General features: G+C 66.4%; 15 protein-coding genes and 1 pseudogene. 8 read left to right on the top strand and 8 right to left on the bottom strand.

The window, feature by feature from the left end:
• Positions 1-6: 6 nt before the first annotated feature.
• Positions 7-1,455, bottom strand: coding sequence for an HAD-IB family hydrolase (locus AB0L63_RS08095; protein ID WP_364496373.1), 1,449 nt, complete (start codon positions 1,453-1,455; stop codon positions 7-9).
• The gene (locus AB0L63_RS08090; RefSeq protein WP_364496370.1) at positions 1,455-3,908 is read right to left on the bottom strand and encodes a glycerol-3-phosphate 1-O-acyltransferase; all 2,454 of its coding nucleotides are present in this window, start codon (positions 3,906-3,908) and stop codon (positions 1,455-1,457) included. Before AB0L63_RS08090 ends, AB0L63_RS08095 begins: the two co-directional genes overlap by 1 nt.
• Positions 3,909-4,058: 150 nt before the next feature.
• Here AB0L63_RS08090 and AB0L63_RS08085 point away from each other — a divergent pair, with 150 nt between their 5' ends.
• A complete protein-coding gene (locus AB0L63_RS08085) occupies positions 4,059-4,823 on the top strand; it encodes a DUF2127 domain-containing protein (protein WP_364496368.1) in 765 nt (254 codons plus the stop codon).
• A 147-nt stretch (positions 4,824-4,970) separates the two neighbouring features.
• Positions 4,971-6,242, top strand: a complete 1,272-nt coding sequence (locus tag AB0L63_RS08080; RefSeq protein ID WP_364496879.1) for a salicylate synthase — start codon at positions 4,971-4,973, stop codon at positions 6,240-6,242.
• 137 nt (positions 6,243-6,379) lie between these two features.
• On the opposite strand, the pseudogene AB0L63_RS08075 reads toward AB0L63_RS08080, so the two are convergent.
• Positions 6,380-7,631: pseudogene (locus tag AB0L63_RS08075) on the bottom strand (AMP-binding protein).
• A gap of 137 nt (positions 7,632-7,768) precedes the next feature.
• Here AB0L63_RS08075 and AB0L63_RS08070 point away from each other — a divergent pair.
• From AB0L63_RS08070 to AB0L63_RS08055, 4 genes are all read left to right on the top strand, one after another.
• The gene (locus AB0L63_RS08070; protein WP_364496365.1) at positions 7,769-11,275 is read left to right on the top strand and encodes an amino acid adenylation domain-containing protein; all 3,507 of its coding nucleotides are present in this window, start codon (positions 7,769-7,771) and stop codon (positions 11,273-11,275) included.
• 39 nt (positions 11,276-11,314) lie between these two features.
• Positions 11,315-12,193, top strand: coding sequence for an oxidoreductase (locus AB0L63_RS08065; RefSeq protein ID WP_364496362.1), 879 nt, complete (start codon positions 11,315-11,317; stop codon positions 12,191-12,193).
• A 121-nt stretch (positions 12,194-12,314) separates the two neighbouring features.
• Entirely contained in the window at positions 12,315-12,785 is a 471-nt protein-coding gene (locus AB0L63_RS08060; protein WP_364496359.1) for a carboxymuconolactone decarboxylase family protein, read from the top strand.
• A 301-nt stretch (positions 12,786-13,086) separates the two neighbouring features.
• A complete protein-coding gene (locus AB0L63_RS08055) occupies positions 13,087-14,178 on the top strand; it encodes a 3-deoxy-7-phosphoheptulonate synthase (protein WP_364496357.1) in 1,092 nt (363 codons plus the stop codon).
• Between the two features lie 38 nt (positions 14,179-14,216).
• Here AB0L63_RS08055 and AB0L63_RS08050 read toward each other — a convergent pair whose 3' ends face one another.
• Both AB0L63_RS08050 and AB0L63_RS08045 read right to left on the bottom strand, forming a co-directional pair.
• Positions 14,217-14,540 carry a hypothetical protein gene (locus AB0L63_RS08050; RefSeq protein WP_364496354.1) on the bottom strand — a complete coding sequence of 108 codons (324 nt, stop codon included), beginning with the start codon at positions 14,538-14,540 and terminating at the stop codon, positions 14,217-14,219.
• A complete protein-coding gene (locus AB0L63_RS08045) occupies positions 14,521-15,102 on the bottom strand; it encodes a GNAT family N-acetyltransferase (protein ID WP_364496352.1) in 582 nt (193 codons plus the stop codon). The genes AB0L63_RS08050 and AB0L63_RS08045 overlap by 20 nt, the downstream gene beginning before the upstream one ends.
• Before the next feature lie 63 nt (positions 15,103-15,165).
• On the opposite strand from AB0L63_RS08045, the gene AB0L63_RS08040 reads away from it, so the two are divergent.
• Entirely contained in the window at positions 15,166-16,086 is a 921-nt protein-coding gene (locus AB0L63_RS08040) for a sigma-70 family RNA polymerase sigma factor (protein ID WP_364496349.1), read from the top strand.
• A gap of 49 nt (positions 16,087-16,135) precedes the next feature.
• On the opposite strand, the gene AB0L63_RS08035 is transcribed toward AB0L63_RS08040, so the two are convergent.
• Positions 16,136-16,339 carry a hypothetical protein gene (locus AB0L63_RS08035; protein ID WP_364496347.1) on the bottom strand — a complete coding sequence of 68 codons (204 nt, stop codon included), beginning with the start codon at positions 16,337-16,339 and terminating at the stop codon, positions 16,136-16,138.
• 178 nt (positions 16,340-16,517) lie between these two features.
• Here AB0L63_RS08035 and AB0L63_RS08030 point away from each other — a divergent pair, with 178 nt between their 5' ends.
• On the top strand, positions 16,518-17,696 hold the full coding sequence (locus tag AB0L63_RS08030; protein WP_364496344.1) for a pyridoxal phosphate-dependent aminotransferase: 1,179 nt from the start codon (positions 16,518-16,520) through the stop codon (positions 17,694-17,696).
• Here the strand turns inward: AB0L63_RS08030 and AB0L63_RS08025 are convergent.
• Positions 17,693-18,343 carry a trimeric intracellular cation channel family protein gene (locus AB0L63_RS08025; RefSeq protein ID WP_364496341.1) on the bottom strand — a complete coding sequence of 217 codons (651 nt, stop codon included), beginning with the start codon at positions 18,341-18,343 and terminating at the stop codon, positions 17,693-17,695. The two genes, AB0L63_RS08030 and AB0L63_RS08025, sit on opposite strands and share 4 nt — an antisense overlap.
• A gap of 34 nt (positions 18,344-18,377) precedes the next feature.
• A complete protein-coding gene (locus AB0L63_RS08020; protein ID WP_364496338.1) occupies positions 18,378-19,022 on the bottom strand; it encodes a LysE family translocator in 645 nt (214 codons plus the stop codon).
• Positions 19,023-19,139 lie beyond the last annotated feature (117 nt).

The raw sequence follows: 19,139 nt of genomic DNA, 5'->3' as shown, positions 1-19,139 counted from the left end.
ACGGCGTCAGTGGTCCGGTGGCCAGTTCAGCTGGGTATCGGTGTACAGCTGGCGGACGGCTTCGATGTTGTCGTCCATGTTGTTCGGGTCCCAGTCGCTGACATCGATCGGGGGAAGAATGGCCACGTCGACGGTGCCCTTGCGGGCGATCATCGAGTTGCGCCAGTTGACTTCACCGGCATTGCGGATCACCACCGGGATCACCGGCACCCCGGCCCGAATCGCGATATGGAAGGCGCCCTTCTTGAACGGGCCGATGCCCGGCGTATACGACCGCGTGCCTTCGGGGGCGATCGCGATCGATAGCCCGCCGCGCAGCGTCTGCACCACCGGCGCCAGCGCCGCCTTCGCCTGCGTGGTGTTCGCACGATCGATGAAGGTGACTCCGACGAACCGCATCAGCGGACCGAAAAGCGGATTCTTCGTCAGTTCCTTCTTGCCGATACCGGTGACCCCGCCTCCGAGCACTTTGGGCAGGATGATCACGTCGAACTGGCTCTGATGGTTGAACAGGAATACGGCAGGCCTCGGGGCGCGGGCGTTGTTCGCACCGCTGACGCGCAGCCGGATACCCGTCACGCCGAGCGTGCCACCGGTTCCGTACGCCATCAGCGCATCGGCCATCTTCCGGCGCTGGCGCGTGTACGACTTGCTCAGCACACCGAACAACGCACCGATCAGTAGCCCGGCGAATCCGGCGACGGTGCGCAGATAGTCGGCCGGGCGCGGTGGTTGGCGCGGACGGAATGTCAGTACCGGCCAACTCTGTTCGGCGGCAACGGTACCGAGCGTGCGATCGGGACGCACCACCACCGGATGCCCGACCACCGAAAGCAGTGGCAGATCGGCGATGCTATCCGCGTAGCCGTAGCTGCGGGTGATATCCAGCCCATGCGCCGTGGCGAACTCACGAACCGCATCGGCCTTGCCATTGCGCCACAGGGGTTTTCCGGCCGCATAACCGGTGAGCACACCATCGGTAGTCGCCATGCGGGTGTAAAGCACATGCTCGATACCGAGTGCGGCCGCGGCGGGTTCGACCTGGAATCGAGTCAGTGCGGTGGCCAGTATTACGGTGTGCCCGGCGGCCTCGTGCATACGGATCAGCTGCCACGCTTCGGGATACAGGTGTCCGTAGATCTGCTGCCGGAACAGCCGTGTGCCCAACTCATCCAGCTCGGCTTCCGGCTGACCGGCCAGTGTCCGCACGGCCTGTTGCAGAAACCGGCCGTATTCGCCGTCGGTGAGGTCGTTGCGAATGCTGCCGAGCAAGGTGTCCTCGGCGGTTCGGCCCCTATCATGCTGTAAGGTCCGCCATCGCGAACGCGGCTCGAGACCATCCACAACGGTGGCGAAGTCGAAGACCGCGGCGATCTCCGGACCCTGCGGCCCGGATCGGATCGTGGCGATGGCCGCCGCGAGATCCCTTGGGACCGAGGGGCGCAGTTCTGTCATCAGGCTCCCCGTACGGGCATATTGGACGGATCGAGTGCGGCGGCCTGCGAGATCCGGGCCGCGATGGTGCGCAGCTGGTCCGCGAATTCAATTCTGCGCCAGGTCAATTCCGCCCTCGACTTAGCAGAATCGTGACTCACCCGAGTCAACAACCCGTGGTTGTCGGCGAGTTTGAGTGCGCTGGTGAATAATTCGGTAGAGACCGATTCCGGACTGTGCAGTCGCTGCTGCAGCAGCATCTGCTTACCGACCGCGACGCATTCGTCGATGAATTCCTTGCGATCGATCTCCTCGGCGCTGTCGCGGGCCGCCAGCCGCTCGGCCACCACCAGCTGCGCGTCGACGAACGCGCGCAGCGTTCGGTGCGCCATCATGAATCCGGATGCGGTGAGCTTGTGCAGAATATCCTCGCCGAGGGTGTCTTCCGTGGTGTGCTGGTACCAATCCGGGTCCACCAACAGCATTTCCTCGGTCATCTGTGCCGAGAACTCGGCCCGCTCCGGAAAGAAGAATTCGAACTTCAGCAGATCGCGCAGCCGGAAGGCCTCATCCCAGCCCGCCCGCAGCTGATCCGGCGCCTGCGTCTCCACTGCGGACAGGATGGATAGTTCGAGGATGGCGCGATTGATGAACCAGTGCACCGCGCTATTGCGATAGAACGCGGCCTCCAGATGCGCACCCGATTCGATCGAGTACACCGGTTCCAGCCCACCGCGATACACCGTCACGACCTTGGCCAGCGACAACTGCTCGAGCACCACCGCGAGACTCTGTTCGTCACGCAACGCGGCCAATTCGCCGCGTGGCAACTCGCGCTTCTCGATATACCGCAGCACCGGGGCCAGTACGGTACGCACCTCGCCGAGGGTGAGCGCACGCTCGTGCACACCGAGTAGTGCCAGGGTGACCAGCGCGTTGACGGTGATCGGGGTGACCGCGTTGATACCGACGGCGACTTCGAAGGCCAACCGCTGCACGGCCTTTCGCTCCAGCTCGGTGACTTCCGTCGACGCGGCGACATTGTTCGGTTCGGTCCCCGTCGGTTCGGTGCGGTGCAGCGGAATGATCATCGGTGCCGGAATGAGTGGATCCCCATATGCGGCAAGGCGATCGCGAGCCGACAGCGGTTCGCCGAAGCGGACATAGACGTGCCCGGCCGAATGCTGTTGGCTGCGTACATAACGCGCCAGCCAGGCCAGCCCCTCCGGCTTCTTCTTCCCGCCCACCTGTTCGGTGGCGATGGCGCTCAGTTCGTTGAGTCGCTCATAGGTGATCGAGACCGGGACGAGCAGGACATCGTCGATCCGATTCGAACGGACCGCGGCGGCAAGATAATTCAGCAAGCCGTAGCGCGGCGGGCGCAGCTTGCCGGTACGGGTGCGGCCACCCTCGAAGTACCATTCCATGTTGAAGCGCTTGGCCAGCAGGTAGGCGAAGTACTCCTCGACCACCGCCTTGTAGACCTCGTCGTCACCGAAGCTGCGGCGGATGAAGACCGTGCCGGTGCGCCGGGCGATCGGCCCCATCGGCCAGAAGCTCAGATTCGCGCCGCCGATCACATGATTCGGTGGAAAGTCATTGCGGGCCAGCACATCACCGAGGACGAACGCATCGACATAGGACCGGTGCGAGGGCAGGAAGACCAGCGGATAGCTCCGGTTCAACGCGCGCAACCCGTCCAGGCCGGAGTCGTCGGAGTCGACCTTCCAGGTCGAGGCGTGGATCGGGCGCATCGCCTGGGTGAACAGATCCGTGACCAGCCTGCTCTGGGCGGCGACGAGTTCGTTCAGTGCCTTCTCCGCCCGCCGGTACACCTCATGCGGACTCGTCCCGAGCTGATCGGCGATGAGTTCGAGTCTGCGCAGGAAGTCGGGGGAATCGAGGATCTCCTCGGCCACGAGCCGCGGCACCTTGTACCGGTCACCGATGACGGAACGTTCGGCGCGTTCCAGCGCGACGACGGCGGCGCGCACGATGGTGCGGGCGAATGGCTCGGCGGAGCCCTTCATGAGCAGTGCCGCGGCCTCCGGATTATTGGCGCGCAGCTCGCTGAGCAGGGCCGGCTGCCCGGTGAGCACTACATGGCGGTCCGATTTGCCGACCAACCGGCGCTGTGCGAGTCGATTCGGCTTGCGCGGATTGGTCAGCAGGGCCATATCGGCGAAGGTGACGCGGCGGACCCCGGCACGCTCCGGCGGCAGCCACACCACCCGGATCGGCACCACCAGCGGATCATCGCGCCGTCCGACCAGTCGATCGCCGATCGCACCCGCATCCAGATCCAATTGGGTGACGGGTGCGTCGACGCCGAGCTCATGCTCGATGCCGCCGCCGGCCAACCAGGCGCCGACGAGTTCGCGTTCCACGCCGGAGCCCGCATCGATCAGTGCCACCACCGAATCCGGTGCCGCCGCTCGAGCCGGAGCGGGCGAATCCCCGCGGTGATCGATCATGACGCCAATGTCCTTTCTCGACAGGCCGCCGCGACTGCCGATCCTCCTATTCAAGCCCGCCGGTGCATTCCGCGCAGGAACTCCGGCGGGTGAGTTGGGTATCGGCGTTTACCATCGCGGCCGATCGCCATGGCGAACTAGGCTGCGCGCATGGACTGGGCGTTACGAGCGTGCGGCTGGCATGGCCATTACACCTATGCGCCGGACGAGCCGGAACTGGCGGAGCGGTTGCATGTTCAGACGGTTGCCGGTGTCGCGTGGCGGTGTCTGCGCTGCGGTACTTTCGTGCCCGGCGAACCGGTCGGCCGCGGGCCCGCCGACCACGCGCCGGAGGTGCCGCGCGGGCGACTGCTGCGGGACCGCTGGTTGATGCGGGCGTTGGCGATCGAGCGGGTGGTGCGCGGCTTGCTCTTGGTGGTGGCCGCGCTCGCCGTCGTCAAATTCCGGTCCTCGCGCGAGGATATGCGTGCGGTCTTCGACGAGGATCTGCCGCTGCTGCGACCGCTGGCCGAGCAGATCGGCTGGGATATCGACCGATCCAAGATCGTGCAGCTGATCGATGACGCGTTCTCACTGTCGAGTACGACCCTGTTGTGGGTGGCCGTCGGCATCCTCGTCTATGCGGCACTGCAGGGGGTCGAGGCGGTGGGGCTGTGGTTGGTCAAGCGTTGGGGTGAGTACTTCGCGGTGGTCGCGACCAGTATTTTCCTGCCCTTGGAGATCTACGAGTTGACCGAGAAGATCACCGTGCTGCGCATCGGCGCGCTGTTGATCAATGTCGTCGCGGTGGTTTGGCTGGTCTACAGCAAACGGTTGTTCGGGGTGCGTGGCGGCGGGGCCGCATATCACGCGGAGCACAGCACGGAGAGTTTGTTGAGCGTCGAGCGGTCGGCGCTCGCAGTGCCCGTCGGGTAGCCGATTTCGGTGCTCTGCGCCACCCTGGCGATCTAGTCAGGTAATGCTAACCTTACTTTCTCTGAATTAGGTGAGCATAACCTTGGAGGATCGTTGTCGACCGCGGAGCGCTTGTGCGTTGAGTATGTGACCGATCCGGCGGCGGCGATGTCCCGGCTAGCGGCGGCCGAGCGCTTCGGCGAATACGTGATGTACGAACGGCCCGGCGAATGGGTATTCGCGGCGGATCCACTCGGCGGCGTCGAACTCGACGCGAACGAATTGCGGGTGTCCTGGGACGGGCGCGCCACCGCGAGTGCCTGGGCGGGGAGCCCGGCGCAGGTCATCGACAACGCGCTGGCCACGCTGCCGCTCGGCGGGCGTCGGGCCTACGGCTGGATCGGATTCGAATTCTGCGCATGGGCATTGGATTTGACGCGGCATCTGCATCCGGGCACCGCACTGGCCCATCTGATGATTCCGCGCATCGAGGTGCGGGTCGGCGAGTTCGGCGTACGGATTTCCGGCGCGACACCGGCCGAGGCCGCTGACATTCTCGATCTCATTGCCGCCTCGCAGGAAACCGAACTGGCGCAGGCGCATCCGGTCGACGTCCGTCTCGATCCGACCGGATACCGGGATCGGGTCGCCGAGGCGGTCGCGGAAATCCGTTCCGGCCGTTATCAGAAGGTCATCCTGTCCAGGAAGGTCGATCTGCCGTTCGTGGTGGATGTGCCCGCCAGCTACCGGCTCGGCCGCGCCAATAACACTCCGGCGCGCTCGTTCCTGCTTCGCCTCGGTGGACTGGAGGCGGCCGGATTCAGTCCCGAGTTGGTCGCCGCGGTCGACGAGGATCGGGTGGTCACCACGGAACCGCTGGCCGGAACGCGCGCCTTCGGACTCGGCGAGGCCATCGATATGGCGGCGCGGGCCGACCTCCTCACCGATCCCAAAGAGATCGTGGAGCACGCGATCTCGGTGCAGACCTCCTTCGCCGAGATCACCGAGGTGGCCGCTCCCGGCACGTCCGTGGTCTCCGATTTCATGGCGGTTCGGGAACGAGGCAGCGTGCAGCATCTGGCCTCCACGGTGCGCGGGCGGCTGGCCGCGGACCGTTCCAGCTGGGATGCACTGGAGGTTTTGTTCCCCTCGGTTACGGCATCCGGTATTCCGAAGCGGGCGGGTGTCGATTCGGTATTCCGTCTCGACGGTGCGCCGCGCGGCCTGTACTCCGGTGCTGTGGTGACGATTTCGCCGAGCGGCGCGATGGAGGCGACGCTGGTGCTGCGTGCGGTCTACCAGACCACCGAGGGTGCGTGGCTGCGGGCGGGCGCCGGTATTGTCGGGCAGTCGCGGCCGGAGCGGGAATTCGAGGAGACCTGCGAAAAGCTGGGCAGTGTCGCGCCTTATGTAGTCCGTTCACAGTTGCGCGGCGTGTAATCTGCCCACGTGCTCCCGCGCACGTGGGGATGATCCGATGGGTCCGCATTCCGAATCATCTGGTGGGGCGACCTGGCTATTCGGGGTTCGGATCGGGGGTGGCGAGATCGGACTCGCGTCACCCCCGACCGTTCCGGTCACCCGTCGGCGTGCAGGGCCTTCTTATCGATCTTTCCGACGGCGGTTATCGGGAGTGCGTTGGCCTGGCGGAGCAGATCCGGGAGTTTGTAGGTCGCCAGGCCGCGGTCGGTGAGGAAGGATTTGAGCTGCGCCAGGGTGGGCATCGCGCCATCGACAACCAGCACAGCGCAGACCTTTTCACCCAGTGCGGCATCGGGAAGGCCGACGGCGGCGGCCTGCCGGACGGACGGGTAGGCGAGCAGATGTTCCTCGAGTTCGTCGCAGGAGATATTCTCGCCGCCGCGGTTGATCACGTCCTTGATGCGGCCGCAGACGATCAGATGGCCACTCGGCAGGCGGCGCACGAGATCGCCGGAGCGGTAGTAGCCGTCGGGGGTGAACGCGCGGACGTTGTGTTCGGGGGCACGGTAGTAGCCGCGGATTGTGTAGGGGCCCTTGGTGAGTAGTTCGCCCGCTGAAGGTGACGGCCGCGCCGACCGATACGGCGCCCAAGATGCCGGGGCAGGCCAGTGGGAAGTTGTGTGCGGCGGGCAGCGCCGCGAGGTAGACGTCGTCCTCGGTCAGCCCGCAGACCCGCGCGCTTGCGGTGGCGTTGTAGACGTAGTCGTCGTGCGTGCGTGCGATGAGTTTGGGCAGGCCAGTGGTACCGCCGGATACCAGCATCAGGGCGATATCGCTCGGGTCGATGTCGGGGAGTGAACCACCGTCGCGGGGAATCGAATTCAGATCGGTGAAGGTTCCCGGATCGCCGAGGACGAGAACGTGGCGCAGGGTGGGTACGGCCGAACGGACGATTTCGGCCAGTTCGCGGTAATCGAAGCCGCCGAGTCGACCGGCCACGATATAGGCGACCGCCTCGGAGAGTCCGGCCAGATGCTCGATTTCGGTGCGGCGGTGGGCGGGCAGGGTCAGCACCGGAATGATTCCGGCGCGCAGCAAGCCGAACAGGACTGTCAGGAACTCCGGCGCATTCGGCAGTTGGACGACCACCCGATCGCCCGGCTCGATGCCGAGTGTGAGCAAGCCGTGCGCCATCCGGTCGGCCTCGGCATCCACCCACGCGTAGGTGTGCGCGCTGTCGGCATCGAGCAGGGCGGTGCGGTGCGGGTGCCGGGTCGCGGTTGCGCGCAGCAGGTCGCCCAGCGGGCGGCCGGTCCAGAAACCGGCCGCCCGATAGGCGGCGGCGTCGGCGGTCGGGAACGGGACATAGCCGTCGCGATGGGCGGGCGAGGTGGATGTTGAAGTCACGGTCGGCCTCACAAGATCTACTGCGCGATTAGGGTGTCATAAACATAGGTTAGGCAAACCTATGTTGATAGGCTAGGCTCTCGCCGAGCAGTCTCGATCTGCCGGATGCGGCGGCGACCAAGGAGTGACAGCGCCAGATGGAGCCAGCACAGCGACCACGGGACGGGGCGGGGACCAGGATCGACCGGGCAGAAATTCGCGCGGCCATCGCCGAGCAGCTCGACGTATCGGTCGAGTCGATCGCCGACGGTGCTGATCTGATCCAGCTCGGACTGGACTCCATTCGGACCATGAAATTGGCGGGCGGCTGGCGCAAGCGCGGACTGGAGATCAATTTCGCGCAGTTGGCGGCGGCGCCGTCGGTCGCGGAGTGGGCGCGGTTGCTCGGCGTCGACGAACCCTACACGGCGGCGCGGGAGGCGCAAGCCGCTGCCGAAAACGTGGCTCCCGAGGACGAATTCGCGCCGTTCCCGCTCGGACCGATGCAGCACGCCTATTGGATCGGTCGCCGCGAGGAACAGGACCTCGGTGGTGTCGCAGCGCACCTGTATGTCGAATTCGACGGTGCCGAGGTCGATCCCGAACGATTGGCGCGGGCGGTGGCCGATCTCGTCGGGGTGCATCCGATGCTGCGCACCAGGTTTCGCCCGGACGGCACCCAGCAGACCATCCGCACTCCGGGTCGTCCGGTGTTCGCGGTCGTCGATCTGCGCGCGCATACCCCGGCCGCGGCCGAGGCCGAACTGGAGCGGTTGCGCGACAGCAAGACTCATCAGCGACTGGCCATCGAGAAGGGCCAGGTGCTCGATGTGACGCTGAGCCTGCTGGCCGACGGCCGCACCCGGCTGCATCTCGATGTCGACATGATCGCGGGTGATGCGATGAGCTATCGCGTGCTCGTCGCCGATCTCGCCGAGCTGTACCACGGCGGCACCGTGCCGCCCCAGGGCTACAGCTATCGCCGTTATCGCACCGAGCGCGTGGTGGATGCCGTTGCCAGGGAACGCGATGAGCAGTGGTGGCGCGATCGGCTGCCGCAGCTGCCCGGCGCGCCGGCGCTGCCAACCATTCCGATCAGCGAGCGCGCCGAGCCGCATCGGACCGTCCGCTACAACCATTGGCTGGCGCCCGAGGCCAAGGAGCGGCTGCTCGCCGCCGCGCATGCCCGCGGCATTACCCCGGCGATGGCGCTGGCCGCGGTATTCGCCGAAACCATCGGGGGCTGGTCGGCGCAGAGCCGCTTCCTGCTGAATGTGCCGCTGTTCCACCGGGAACCGGTGCATCCGGATATCGATCGGGTGATCGGCGATTTCACCTCCTCGATCATGTTGGAGGTGGACGTCACCGAGAACGTGACGGTCACCGAGCGGGCCAGAGCGCTGCAGCGTGCCATGCACGAAAGCGGCGCGCACACCGCGTATTCCGGACTGGAGGTGCTGCGCGATCTGGGCAGGCACCGCGGCGAACCGGTGCTCGCGCCGATCGTCTACACCAGCGCGCTCAACCTGGGCGAGCTGTTCGCCGTGGCGGTCACCGAGACCTTCGGCGAGCCGGTCTGGATCATCTCGCAGGGGCCGCAGGTGCTGTTGGACGCGCAGGTCACCGAGGTGCGCGGCGGGCTGCTGCTCAACTGGGACGTGCGCGAATCCGCATTCCCCGCGGGCATGATCGACGCGATGTTCGCCAGCTATACCGAGGCGATCGGCCGGCTGGGCGCGGGCGCGGCGGGCTGGAGTGCGGAGGCGGCGGTGCACCTGCCGGTCGCTCAAGCCGCCGTGCGCGCCGCGGTGAACGCGACTGACGGACCGGTCTCCGGACGGGTGCTGCACGAGGGTTTCTTCGACCATGCGCGCAGCACACCGGACGCACCGGCCGTGCTGTGGCGCAACGACGGCGCGGCTGGTGGCTGGAGCTATGGTGAGCTTGCCGCACAAGCGCTTTCGGTTGCGGGCGCGTTGCGTGAGATCGGGGTGCGGCCCGGCGAAACCGTCGCCGTGCAGCTGCCGAAGGGGGCGGACCAGATTCTCGCGGTACTCGGTGTGCTCGCGGCGGGTGCGGCCTATGTACCGATCGGTTTCGATCAGCCGGTCGAGCGGCGCGCGGCGATCCTGCGCACCGGTGACGTGGTCACGGCGCTCACCGTCGACGGTGCCGATATGGGTCACCCGGATATCAGCTGTCTGCCGCTTTCGGCCGCGCGTGCCCATCCGAATCCGTTGGCCGAGCCGGTGATTCCGGATCCGGAGTCGATCGCCTATGTGCTGTTCACCTCCGGCTCCACCGGTGTGCCCAAGGGGGTCGATGTGCCGCACCGCGGTGCGATGAACACCATCGACGCGGTGAACACATGGTTCGAAGTCGGCCCGTCCGACCGGGTGCTCGGACTGTCTGCGCTGGAGTTCGACGCCTCGGTCTACGACATGTTCGGCATGTTCGCCGTCGGCGGTTCGGTGGTCGCGCTGTCGCCGGCGCAGCGCGCGGAGGCCACCAGCTGGGTGGAACTGCTGACCCAGCACCGGGTTTCGATCCTCAATTGCGTGCCGAGCATGCTCGATATGATCCTGGAGATCGGCGGTGATCGGCTGGGCGATTCGCTGCGCGCGGTCACCCTCGGCGGCGATTGGGTCGGCGCGGATCTCGCCCGGCGGCTGGCCGCGCAAGTGCCCCGCTGCCGGTTCTCCGGTTTGGGCGGCGCCACCGAAACCTCCATCCACAACACCATTTGCGAGGTCGTCGACCCGCCCGCGCACTGGGCCACCGTCCCTTTCGGCGTGCCGCTGCGCAATGTGCGCTGCCGTGTGGTGAATTCGGCGAGCCGCGATTGTCCGGACTGGGTGCCGGGCGAATTGTGGGTCGGCGGGGCGAATGTCGCGGCCGGCTATCGCAACGATCTGGAGCGCACCGCGCAACGGTTCCTCGTTCATGACGAGCTGCGCTGGTACCGCACCGGTGATATGGCGCGCTATTGGCCCGACGGCACCATCGAATTCCTCGGTCGCGCCGACCATCAGGTCCAGATCCGCGGCTACCGGGTGGAATTGGGCGAGGTGGAAAGCGGACTGCGTACTGCGCCGGGGGTGCGACACGCGGTGGCCGCCGTCGTCGGCAAGGGCGCGCCGAAGCTGGTGGCGGCGGTCTCGGGTCAGGTCGATTCCGTCGAGGAGATTGTCGCCGCGGTGCGTGATCTGTTGCCCGGCTACATGATTCCCACCCACATCGAGATCCTCGAGCCGATGCCGTTGACCGGTAACGGCAAGCTGGATCGCCGCGCGGTGGTGGCGCTGCTGGAAGCCGATGCGGCCGAAGCGGTGGACGGGCACCCGCGCACGCCGCTGGAGGCCGCATTGGCCACCATCACCGCCGAGGTGCTCGGTGTCGAACGTATCGGCGTGCACGACGACTTCTTCGCCGCGGGCGGTGACTCGGTGCTGGCTACCACCGCCGTCGCCAGGATCCGCGAATGGCTGGAGGTCGACCATGCGCTGGTCGCCGATCTGCTCGTCGGGCGGACGGTGGCCGGATTGGCGGGACGGCTGGTCGAGCGGGAGGCCGGGCGCGGCACGCCCATTCGCCTGGATGCCGTCGCGAAGCTGTACCTCGAGGTGGCGGCGATGACCGACGAGGAGATCCTGGCTCAGGCGTGAGCCGTGAGAATGGTGGCGGCGCGAACTAGACTTCCTGATGTGAGCCATTGGGATACCTCGAACATCCCGGATCAGAGTGGCCGCACGATCATTGTCACCGGGGCGAACAGCGGCTTGGGGGCGGCGGCCGTGCGTGCGCTTGCCGGGGCGGGTGCGCAGCTGATCCTGGCCTGTCGGAATGTGGCCAAGGGTGAGAAAGTGGCCGGGGAGATCGGTGCGCGGGCCGAGGTGCGCGAACTCGATCTCGCGGATCTGGCCTCGGTCCGTGCGTTCGCCGACGCGGTCGACCGAGTCGACGTGCTGATCAATAACGCCGGCGTGATGGCGCTGCCGGAGCAGCGGACGGTCGATGGCTTCGAAATGCAGATCGGCACAAACCATCTCGGTCACTTCGCGCTGACCGGGCTACTGCTGGACAAGATCTCGGACCGGGTGGTCACCGTCTCCAGCAGTGCGCACCGGATGGGCAAGATCGATCTGGACGATCTGAACTGGGAGCGCCGCAAATACCAGCGCTGGGCCGCCTACAGTCAGGCGAAGTTGGCGAATCTGATGTTCGCCTACGAACTGCAGCGCAGGCTCACCGTGGCGGGTTCGTCGAAGATTTCGGTGGCCGCGCATCCTGGTTATGCCGCAACGGAACTGCAGTCGCATACCGAATCCATCCAGGACACGGTGATGGCGCTGGGCAACCGACTGCTGGCGCAGAGCGCCGAAATGGGTGCGCTGCCCGAGATCTACGCGGCGACCGAGCAGGTCGATCCGGGCGCGTTCTATGGTCCGGACGGATGGGGCGGCATGCGCGGCTACCCGGGACGGTCCGGTTCCAGCGCGGCATCCAAGGACGAGCGAGGCGCGCGCGGCCTGTGGGAGCTGTCGGAGAAGCTGACCGGCGTCACTTACACCTTCGATAAGTAGCGCGGTGCAGGTCGACCCGGAATGCGCCCTATCGTGTGATGCAGGTCACATTTGAGATGTCACACTGGGCCGGGCTGCATCGTCCTCTCTGTGAACCCAACCGAATGGAAAGGCACAGATCATGGAACAGCGCTTCAACCTCTACGCCAATCCCATCGCAGTTAGCTACGTCAAGCGCCTCAACACAGCGGGCAAGGTCGTCGACGGCTCCTCCCTGCCCGCTGCCACCTACGAGCTGGTCAAGATCCGCGCCAGCCAGATCAACGGCTGCGGCTTCTGCACCGATATGCACACCAAAGATGCCGCGCACGCGGGTGAGACCTCGGTGCGACTGAACCTGGTCGCCGCCTGGCATGAGGCCACCGTCTTCACCGAGGCCGAGCGCGCCGCCCTCGCCCTCGCCGAAGAGGCCACCCGCATCGGTGACGGTCGCGGCGTCAGCGACGAGACCTGGGAGCAGGTGCGCAAGCACTACGACGACGATCAGACCGCCGCGCTCATCGTCGCCATCGCGACGATCAATGCATGGAACCGGCTGAACGTGATTGTCCGCACCCCGGCCGGTGGTTACGTTCCGGGCCAGCTGGGCTGACCGCACGGCTGCTGTTCGCGCCATCCCAACCCGCACCGAGCGACATGCTCGAGCCTCGACCATCCGGCGTTGGGTGCAACAGGTGCCGAACGGCCGCCGCGCCCGCGCGGCCAAAAACACAGCCCTGGTACAGTCACCATCGTGCAGCGCGTCTATTTCTGGTTTAGCAAGCCGGCCCCGGGTGGGTCGGTCTGCGGCAACCATTTGCGCTGACCTCACCTCCACCCCGAGCCGGATGATGGACCGGCTCGACGGGTTTCACGTCCGTGGGTCGGCCTTGAAGTAAAGGAACCCACAAACGATGACTACCGCAGCCGACATCGACGCGCGGCATTCCGATCTGGACGATCAACGCACTCTCAGTGTGAGCCCGTTGCGCTCACCTGCCGAGGTGCGCCAGGTACGCCCGATCACCGATCCGCTGGCCGACGTGGTCCGAGCCGGTCGTAAAGCCACCGTCGATGTGCTCAACGGTTCCGACGATCGCCTGATGGTGATCGTCGGACCGTGTTCGGTCCACGATCCGGTCGCCGCGCTGGATTACGCCCGCCGCCTCGCCGCCAAGGCCGCCGAGCTCGACGATCGGCTGCACATCGTGATGCGGGTGTACTTCGAGAAGCCGCGCACCACCCTGGGCTGGAAGGGGCTGATCAACGATCCGCACCTGGACGGCTCCTTCGACGTCAATACCGGCCTTGGCATCGGCCGCAAGGTACTGGTCGACATCACCGCGCTCGGTCTGCCGGTGGCCTGCGAGTTCCTCGACCCGATCACCCCGCAGTACATCGCGGACCTGGTCTCCTACGGCGCTATCGGCGCGCGCACCGCGGCCAGCCAGGTGCACCGCCAGCTCAGCAGCGCGCTGTCCATGCCGGTCGGCATCAAGAACGGCACCGACGGCGATGTGCAGGTGGCGGTCGACGGTGTGCGGGCCGCCGCGGCCAGTCACGTATTCCCGGGCACGGACCTGGACGGCCGCTCGGCGCTGATCCGCACCACCGGAAATCCGGACTGCCATGTGATCCTGCGCGGCGGCAGCACCGGCCCGAACTACGATGCCGCCTCGGTCCGCGAGGCCTGCATCCGGCTGGAGAAGGCGTCGCTGCCGCAGCGGATCGTGGTGGACGCCAGCCACGGCAACAGCAATAAGGATCACAACAAGCAGGTCGATGTGGTCACCGATATCGCGGGCCGGTTGGCCGCGGGCGAGCCGGGCGTAGTCGGTGTGATGCTGGAGAGCTTCCTGGTCGCGGGCCGCCAGGATCTGACCCTCGGGCATGCGGACGCATTGACCTACGGCCAGTCCATCACCGACGCCTGCATCGATTGGGAGACCACGGCCGACCAGCTCGACCGCCTCGCCGACGCGGTGCGGCAGCGCCGCGAGCGCTGAATCCCGAGCCGGTCGCCCCGGTGAAAGCCGGGGCGCGGCTATGGATTTCGGCGCGGCCTCGCGACGACGCAGCGGATATCGCCGGAGCCGACGGTGGCACCGTCGAAGCCCGCGGTGGCCAGATAGTCGATGAGATGTCCGGGTGCGGGCTTCGGGCCGACGCCGGCGGGTCCGGCCGGTTGTCCGTATCCGTAGAACAAATACAGCGTGCCGTCGGGCACGAGGACCTGCCGGATCAGGGCCAGTTCGGCGGTCGGTCGTTTGGTCCAGAACAGATTCACGTTGACGGCGACAACCTTGTCGAAGCCACCCGTCGCCCGACCGCCACCCGTTATCGAATCGCTACACGATGTCGAATTCACCGGCCGGCCAATCCGGGGCCGGGCCGGGCGGATCCGTCGCCAGCCGCCCGGCCAGCCAGGTATCGCGGCGGCGGTCGCGCTGCATGCTGCCGAGTCGCGCCATGCCCTCGTAGCGAAAACCGTTGCGGCGGACCACTGCGGCCGAGGCATGGTTGCCGACGAAGGCGCGCCAGCTGATTCGGCTCAGCCCCAATCCGTCTGGCTGGAAACCGAATTCGCACACCAGGGCGACCGCACGCGACATCAGCCCGCGGCCGCGTAGCGCGGGAATCAACCAGAAGCCGATCTCCGATGCCGATTCGTCGCGCGCGTTGAGACCGATCATGCCGACCACCGGACCATCGGCCCGCGTCCGCAGCGCCCAGATCGGGCTGCGGGTGGCCCAGCCCGGCGCGATCATGTCGGCGAGGAAGGATTCGGCATCCTTCCGGTGATACGGCACCGGAATCGTCACCCACTCGGCAATGCTGGGCTCCTGACAGCAGGCGGCGATATCGTCGATATCGGCCTCGGTCGGCCGCGTCAACCAGATGGTTGTGTCGGATAGCGGGTGATCCTCCATGTAGGCATGGTGTCATGCGACCGGCTCGTCGGGGCCTTCGGTGCGGAACGTAGAATCAGCTCAATGGTTGCCGCTCTTCTCGCCGACTTGTTCGAATCGCATCGGGCGCATCTGCTCTCGGTCGCATACCGGCTGACGGGCAGTGCGAGCGATGCCGAGGACGCGGTGCAGGAGAGTTGGCTGCGGCTGGCCGGTGCGCATCAGTCCGAGATCGAGGATCTACGCGGCTGGCTGACCACCGTGGTCAGCCGAATCTGTCTGGACCACTTGCGCAGTGCCGCGGTGCGCCGGGAAACCTATGTGGGGCAGTGGCTTCCGGAGCCGGTTGTCACCGGTATCACACCATCGACCATGTCGGATCCGCTGGAGGCGGTGGTTCGCAAACAGGAGTGCAGCCTCGCGGCCATGGTGGTATTGGAGAGTTTGACGCCGCCGCAGCGGGTGGCAGTCGTTCTGCATGACGGGCTTTCGGTGCCCTTCGACGAGATCGCGGAAATCCTGGGCATTTCGGTGGAGGCGGCGCGCCAACTGGCGGTGCGGGCCAGGAAGTCCGTCGCGCAGGCACCGCCGCCCGTTCCGGATGTCGAGCACGCGGCCGCGGTGCGCATGTTCATGGCCGCGCTGTCCGCCGGTGATATCACCGCGATAACCGCTGCGCTGCACCCGGATTCGGTGATGATCGGCGATGCGAACGGCACCACATCCACCGCGATCAATGTCATCACCGGTGCGGACAAGGTCGCCCGTTTCTTCCTCGGGCTGCTGCGCAAGTACAGTTTCGACGGCTCATCGGAACCGACTCTGGAATCCGAATTCGCCACGGTCAACGGGCAGTTGGGGTTGGTCGTGCACCGGGTCGGCCCGGGGTATGGGCGGCTCGAGGGTCCGCCCCGCGTGGTGGGATTCGCGGTTCGCGACGGATTGGTCTGGGGTATCTACGATCTCGCGAATCCGGACAAACTGTCCCACGTCCGCCTGGGGTGAGGCGGTGCCAGGCCGTGCCCTCATCGCCCGACCTGACACCGCCGCTGGGTTACGGCGTAGCCGAGCCCAGGAACCAGTCCCCGGTCGACGATCCGGTGCCGCTATTGCCGGTCGATGAGCCGCTGAACCAATCGCCGGTGGAGGAGCCGAAGCCGGCGATCAGGTCGTGTGCGACGTTGCGTAGGAAACCCAGTACCGTTCCGGCGACCTCCGACGCGGCCGGCTGCAGTACCAGGTCCAGATACGAGGCCATAAAGCGCCCCTTTCAAGATACCGCCGCAGGACGGCGGTTGTGTGAGGTAGAACACGGCGAGGCTAGCCGTCGTTGAGAAAACGCACAACCATGCAGGTAGAAGGCTCAACTCAAAAGTGAAATATAGCTGTTCGCTATCTGATGGCAACAATAGCGATCGCTGGGCTACCCTCCGGATATGTCCTCGCAACCCGCGACCGTCGCCCGCCTGCGCCCCTTTGCCTCCACGATCTTCGCGGAGATGACCGAGTTAGCCGTCCGGTACGAGGCGATCAACCTGGGTCAGGGCTTCCCGGATACCGACGGCCCCGCGGGCATGCTCGAGGTTGCGCGCCAGGCCATCGCGGACGGGCTGAACCAGTACCCGCCCGGCCGCGGTATGCCGGTCCTGCGGCGCGCCATCGCCGCCGACCGGGCCCGCCGCTACGGCACCGACTACGACCCGGACACCCAGGTCCTGGTCACCGTCGGTGCGACGGAGGCGATCAGTGCCGCTGTGCTCGGTCTGGTGGAGCCCGGCCGAGAGGTTGTGCTGATCGAACCCTATTACGACTCCTATGCCGCCGCGGTCGCGCTGGCCGGAGCGCGACGGCGCACGGCCCATCTCGTCGCCGACGGTGACCGCTTCGTACTCGACCTGGACAGTCTGCGTGCCGCCATCACGCCCGCGACCAAGATGCTGATCGTCAATTCGCCGCACAACCCGACCGGCACCGTACTCGACCGCGCCGATCTGACCGCGATCGCGGAAATCGCCTGCGAATACGACCTGTTGGTGCTCGCCGACGAGGTATACGAACACCTCGTCTACGACGGCAACGAGCACATCAGCCTCGCCACTCTGCCCGGGATGGCCGAGCGCACGGTTGTGGTGTCCAGCGCGGCAAAGACTTTCAGCGTCACCGGTTGGAAGACCGGCTGGGCACTCGGTCCGGCCGAACTCGTCGACGGTGTGCTCGCGGCCAAACAGTTCCTGACATTTGTGGCCGGTGGGCCGTTTCAACCCGCCGTCGCGCACGCGCTGAAAAATGAACTCGGCTGGGTCGCCGGACTACGAGACACGCTGTCGGACAAGCGACTCCGGCTCGCCGCCGCCCTGAAGGACACCGGTTTCGGCGTGAAGCAGAGCGCGGGGGGCTACTTCATCTGCGCGGACATCACGTCGATGGGCGCAAGCGACGGCTTGGCCTTCTGCCGGGAACTACCGGCTCGCCTCGGTGTCGCGGCTGTGCCGATCAGCGTCTTCGCCGATCATAGCGAGGCATGGAATCACTTGGTGCGCTTCACATTCTGCAAACGAGACGAAACCTTGGACGAGGGCGTGCGCCGACTCCGGGCGGGCGTGCGAGTGAGCTAGGCCCGGTCCTGCGGGCGCCGCCGCGCCTGCGGTGCGTGCCAGTCGTATCGCAGCGCGAGCAAGCGAAATGCGATGGCCCCGAGTGCTGCGCCGGCGCCGGTGATCGGGTTGAAGGCATTGAAATGCAGTAGTGTCGCCGTCGCGGCGGCACCGAATAGCGCTGGTACCGCATAGATCTGCTCGGGTATCAGCACACTCGGCGTCTGCCCGCCGAGCAGGTCGCGGATCACTCCGCCACCGATCGCGGTGACCAGTCCGAGCAGTGTGGCCGAAGGCGCGCCGAGACCGTGGGTGTAGGCGATCACCGTGCCGGTCACACAGAACAGTCCGAGCCCGAACGCATCGGCCACCTCCAGCGGACGGCCGGTCACGCGCGGCGACGGATGCCAGAAGAAGATGACCACGGCCGCGAGCAGCGCGGTCCACAAATAACTGAGATCGACGAACGACGTGGGTGGCGTCCGGCCGATCAGCAGATCCCGAATGACACCGCCACCCAGCGCCGTACTGCAGGCCAGCACCACGATCCCGAACACATCGAATCCGCGCCGCACGGCGAGCAGTGCCCCCGACGTCGCGAAGGCGACGACGCCGAATAACTCACCGACATGCTGAGCGGTATTCACCGCGGAATCGAAATGCGCCATGCGCACACGATCACATACTTCCCGGGACCTGGGTTCACGCAGGCATCGGCCGCGCACGGTCGGTCGCGAGCAGCACCGCGATTGCGCCGAGCATGGTGCCCATGACGTAGCGCTGCACCCGCAGCCACAGCGGCCGACCGGTGAGGAAGGCGGCGATCCCGCCCGCTCCGGCCACGATCAGTCCGTTCACCGTCAATGCCACCGCGATCTGCACCGTGCCGAGGCACAGACTCTGCAACCACACCCGGCCGTGCTCGGGCACCACGAACTGCGGAATCAACGCCATGTACATGATCGCGATCTTCGGATTCAGCAGATTTGTGACCAATCCCATGGTGAACAATCGCCGCGTCGGATCCGCTGGCAACTCCGCCGGCGCGAACACCGAGGTCCCGCCGGGCCGCACCGCCTGCCAGGCCAGCCATAACAGATACCCGGCACCCGCCAACTTCACCGCCAGGTAGAGGCCGGGCACGACGGCGAACACCGCAGTAATCCCCGCCGTCGCCGTTGCCAGATAGACCCCGAACCCCGCCGCGACCCCGCCGAGTGAGACCAATCCGGCCCGCCGTCCCTGCGAAGCACTGCGCGACACCAGATACATCATGTTCGGGCCCGGCGTCAATACCATGCCCAACGCGGCCGCCGCCACACCCAGAATCGCCGTGGTTTCGATCATGTCTCCGATCCTCACGCACGCACGGCGCACCCGTCTCGGTCCAGTTGAGCGGCGGTGGACCGGCAAGGTGGCGTCGAAACTCGGTGGCGTTGGTACGGCAGTTCTCGGTAGAACCGG

It is taken from the genome of Nocardia sp. NPDC051990 (assembly GCF_040680755.1).
Taxonomy (GTDB): domain Bacteria; phylum Actinomycetota; class Actinomycetes; order Mycobacteriales; family Mycobacteriaceae; genus Nocardia.
The sequence above is the reverse complement of the archived record's forward strand: the minus strand, read 5'-3'. Positions and strand labels throughout refer to the sequence as shown.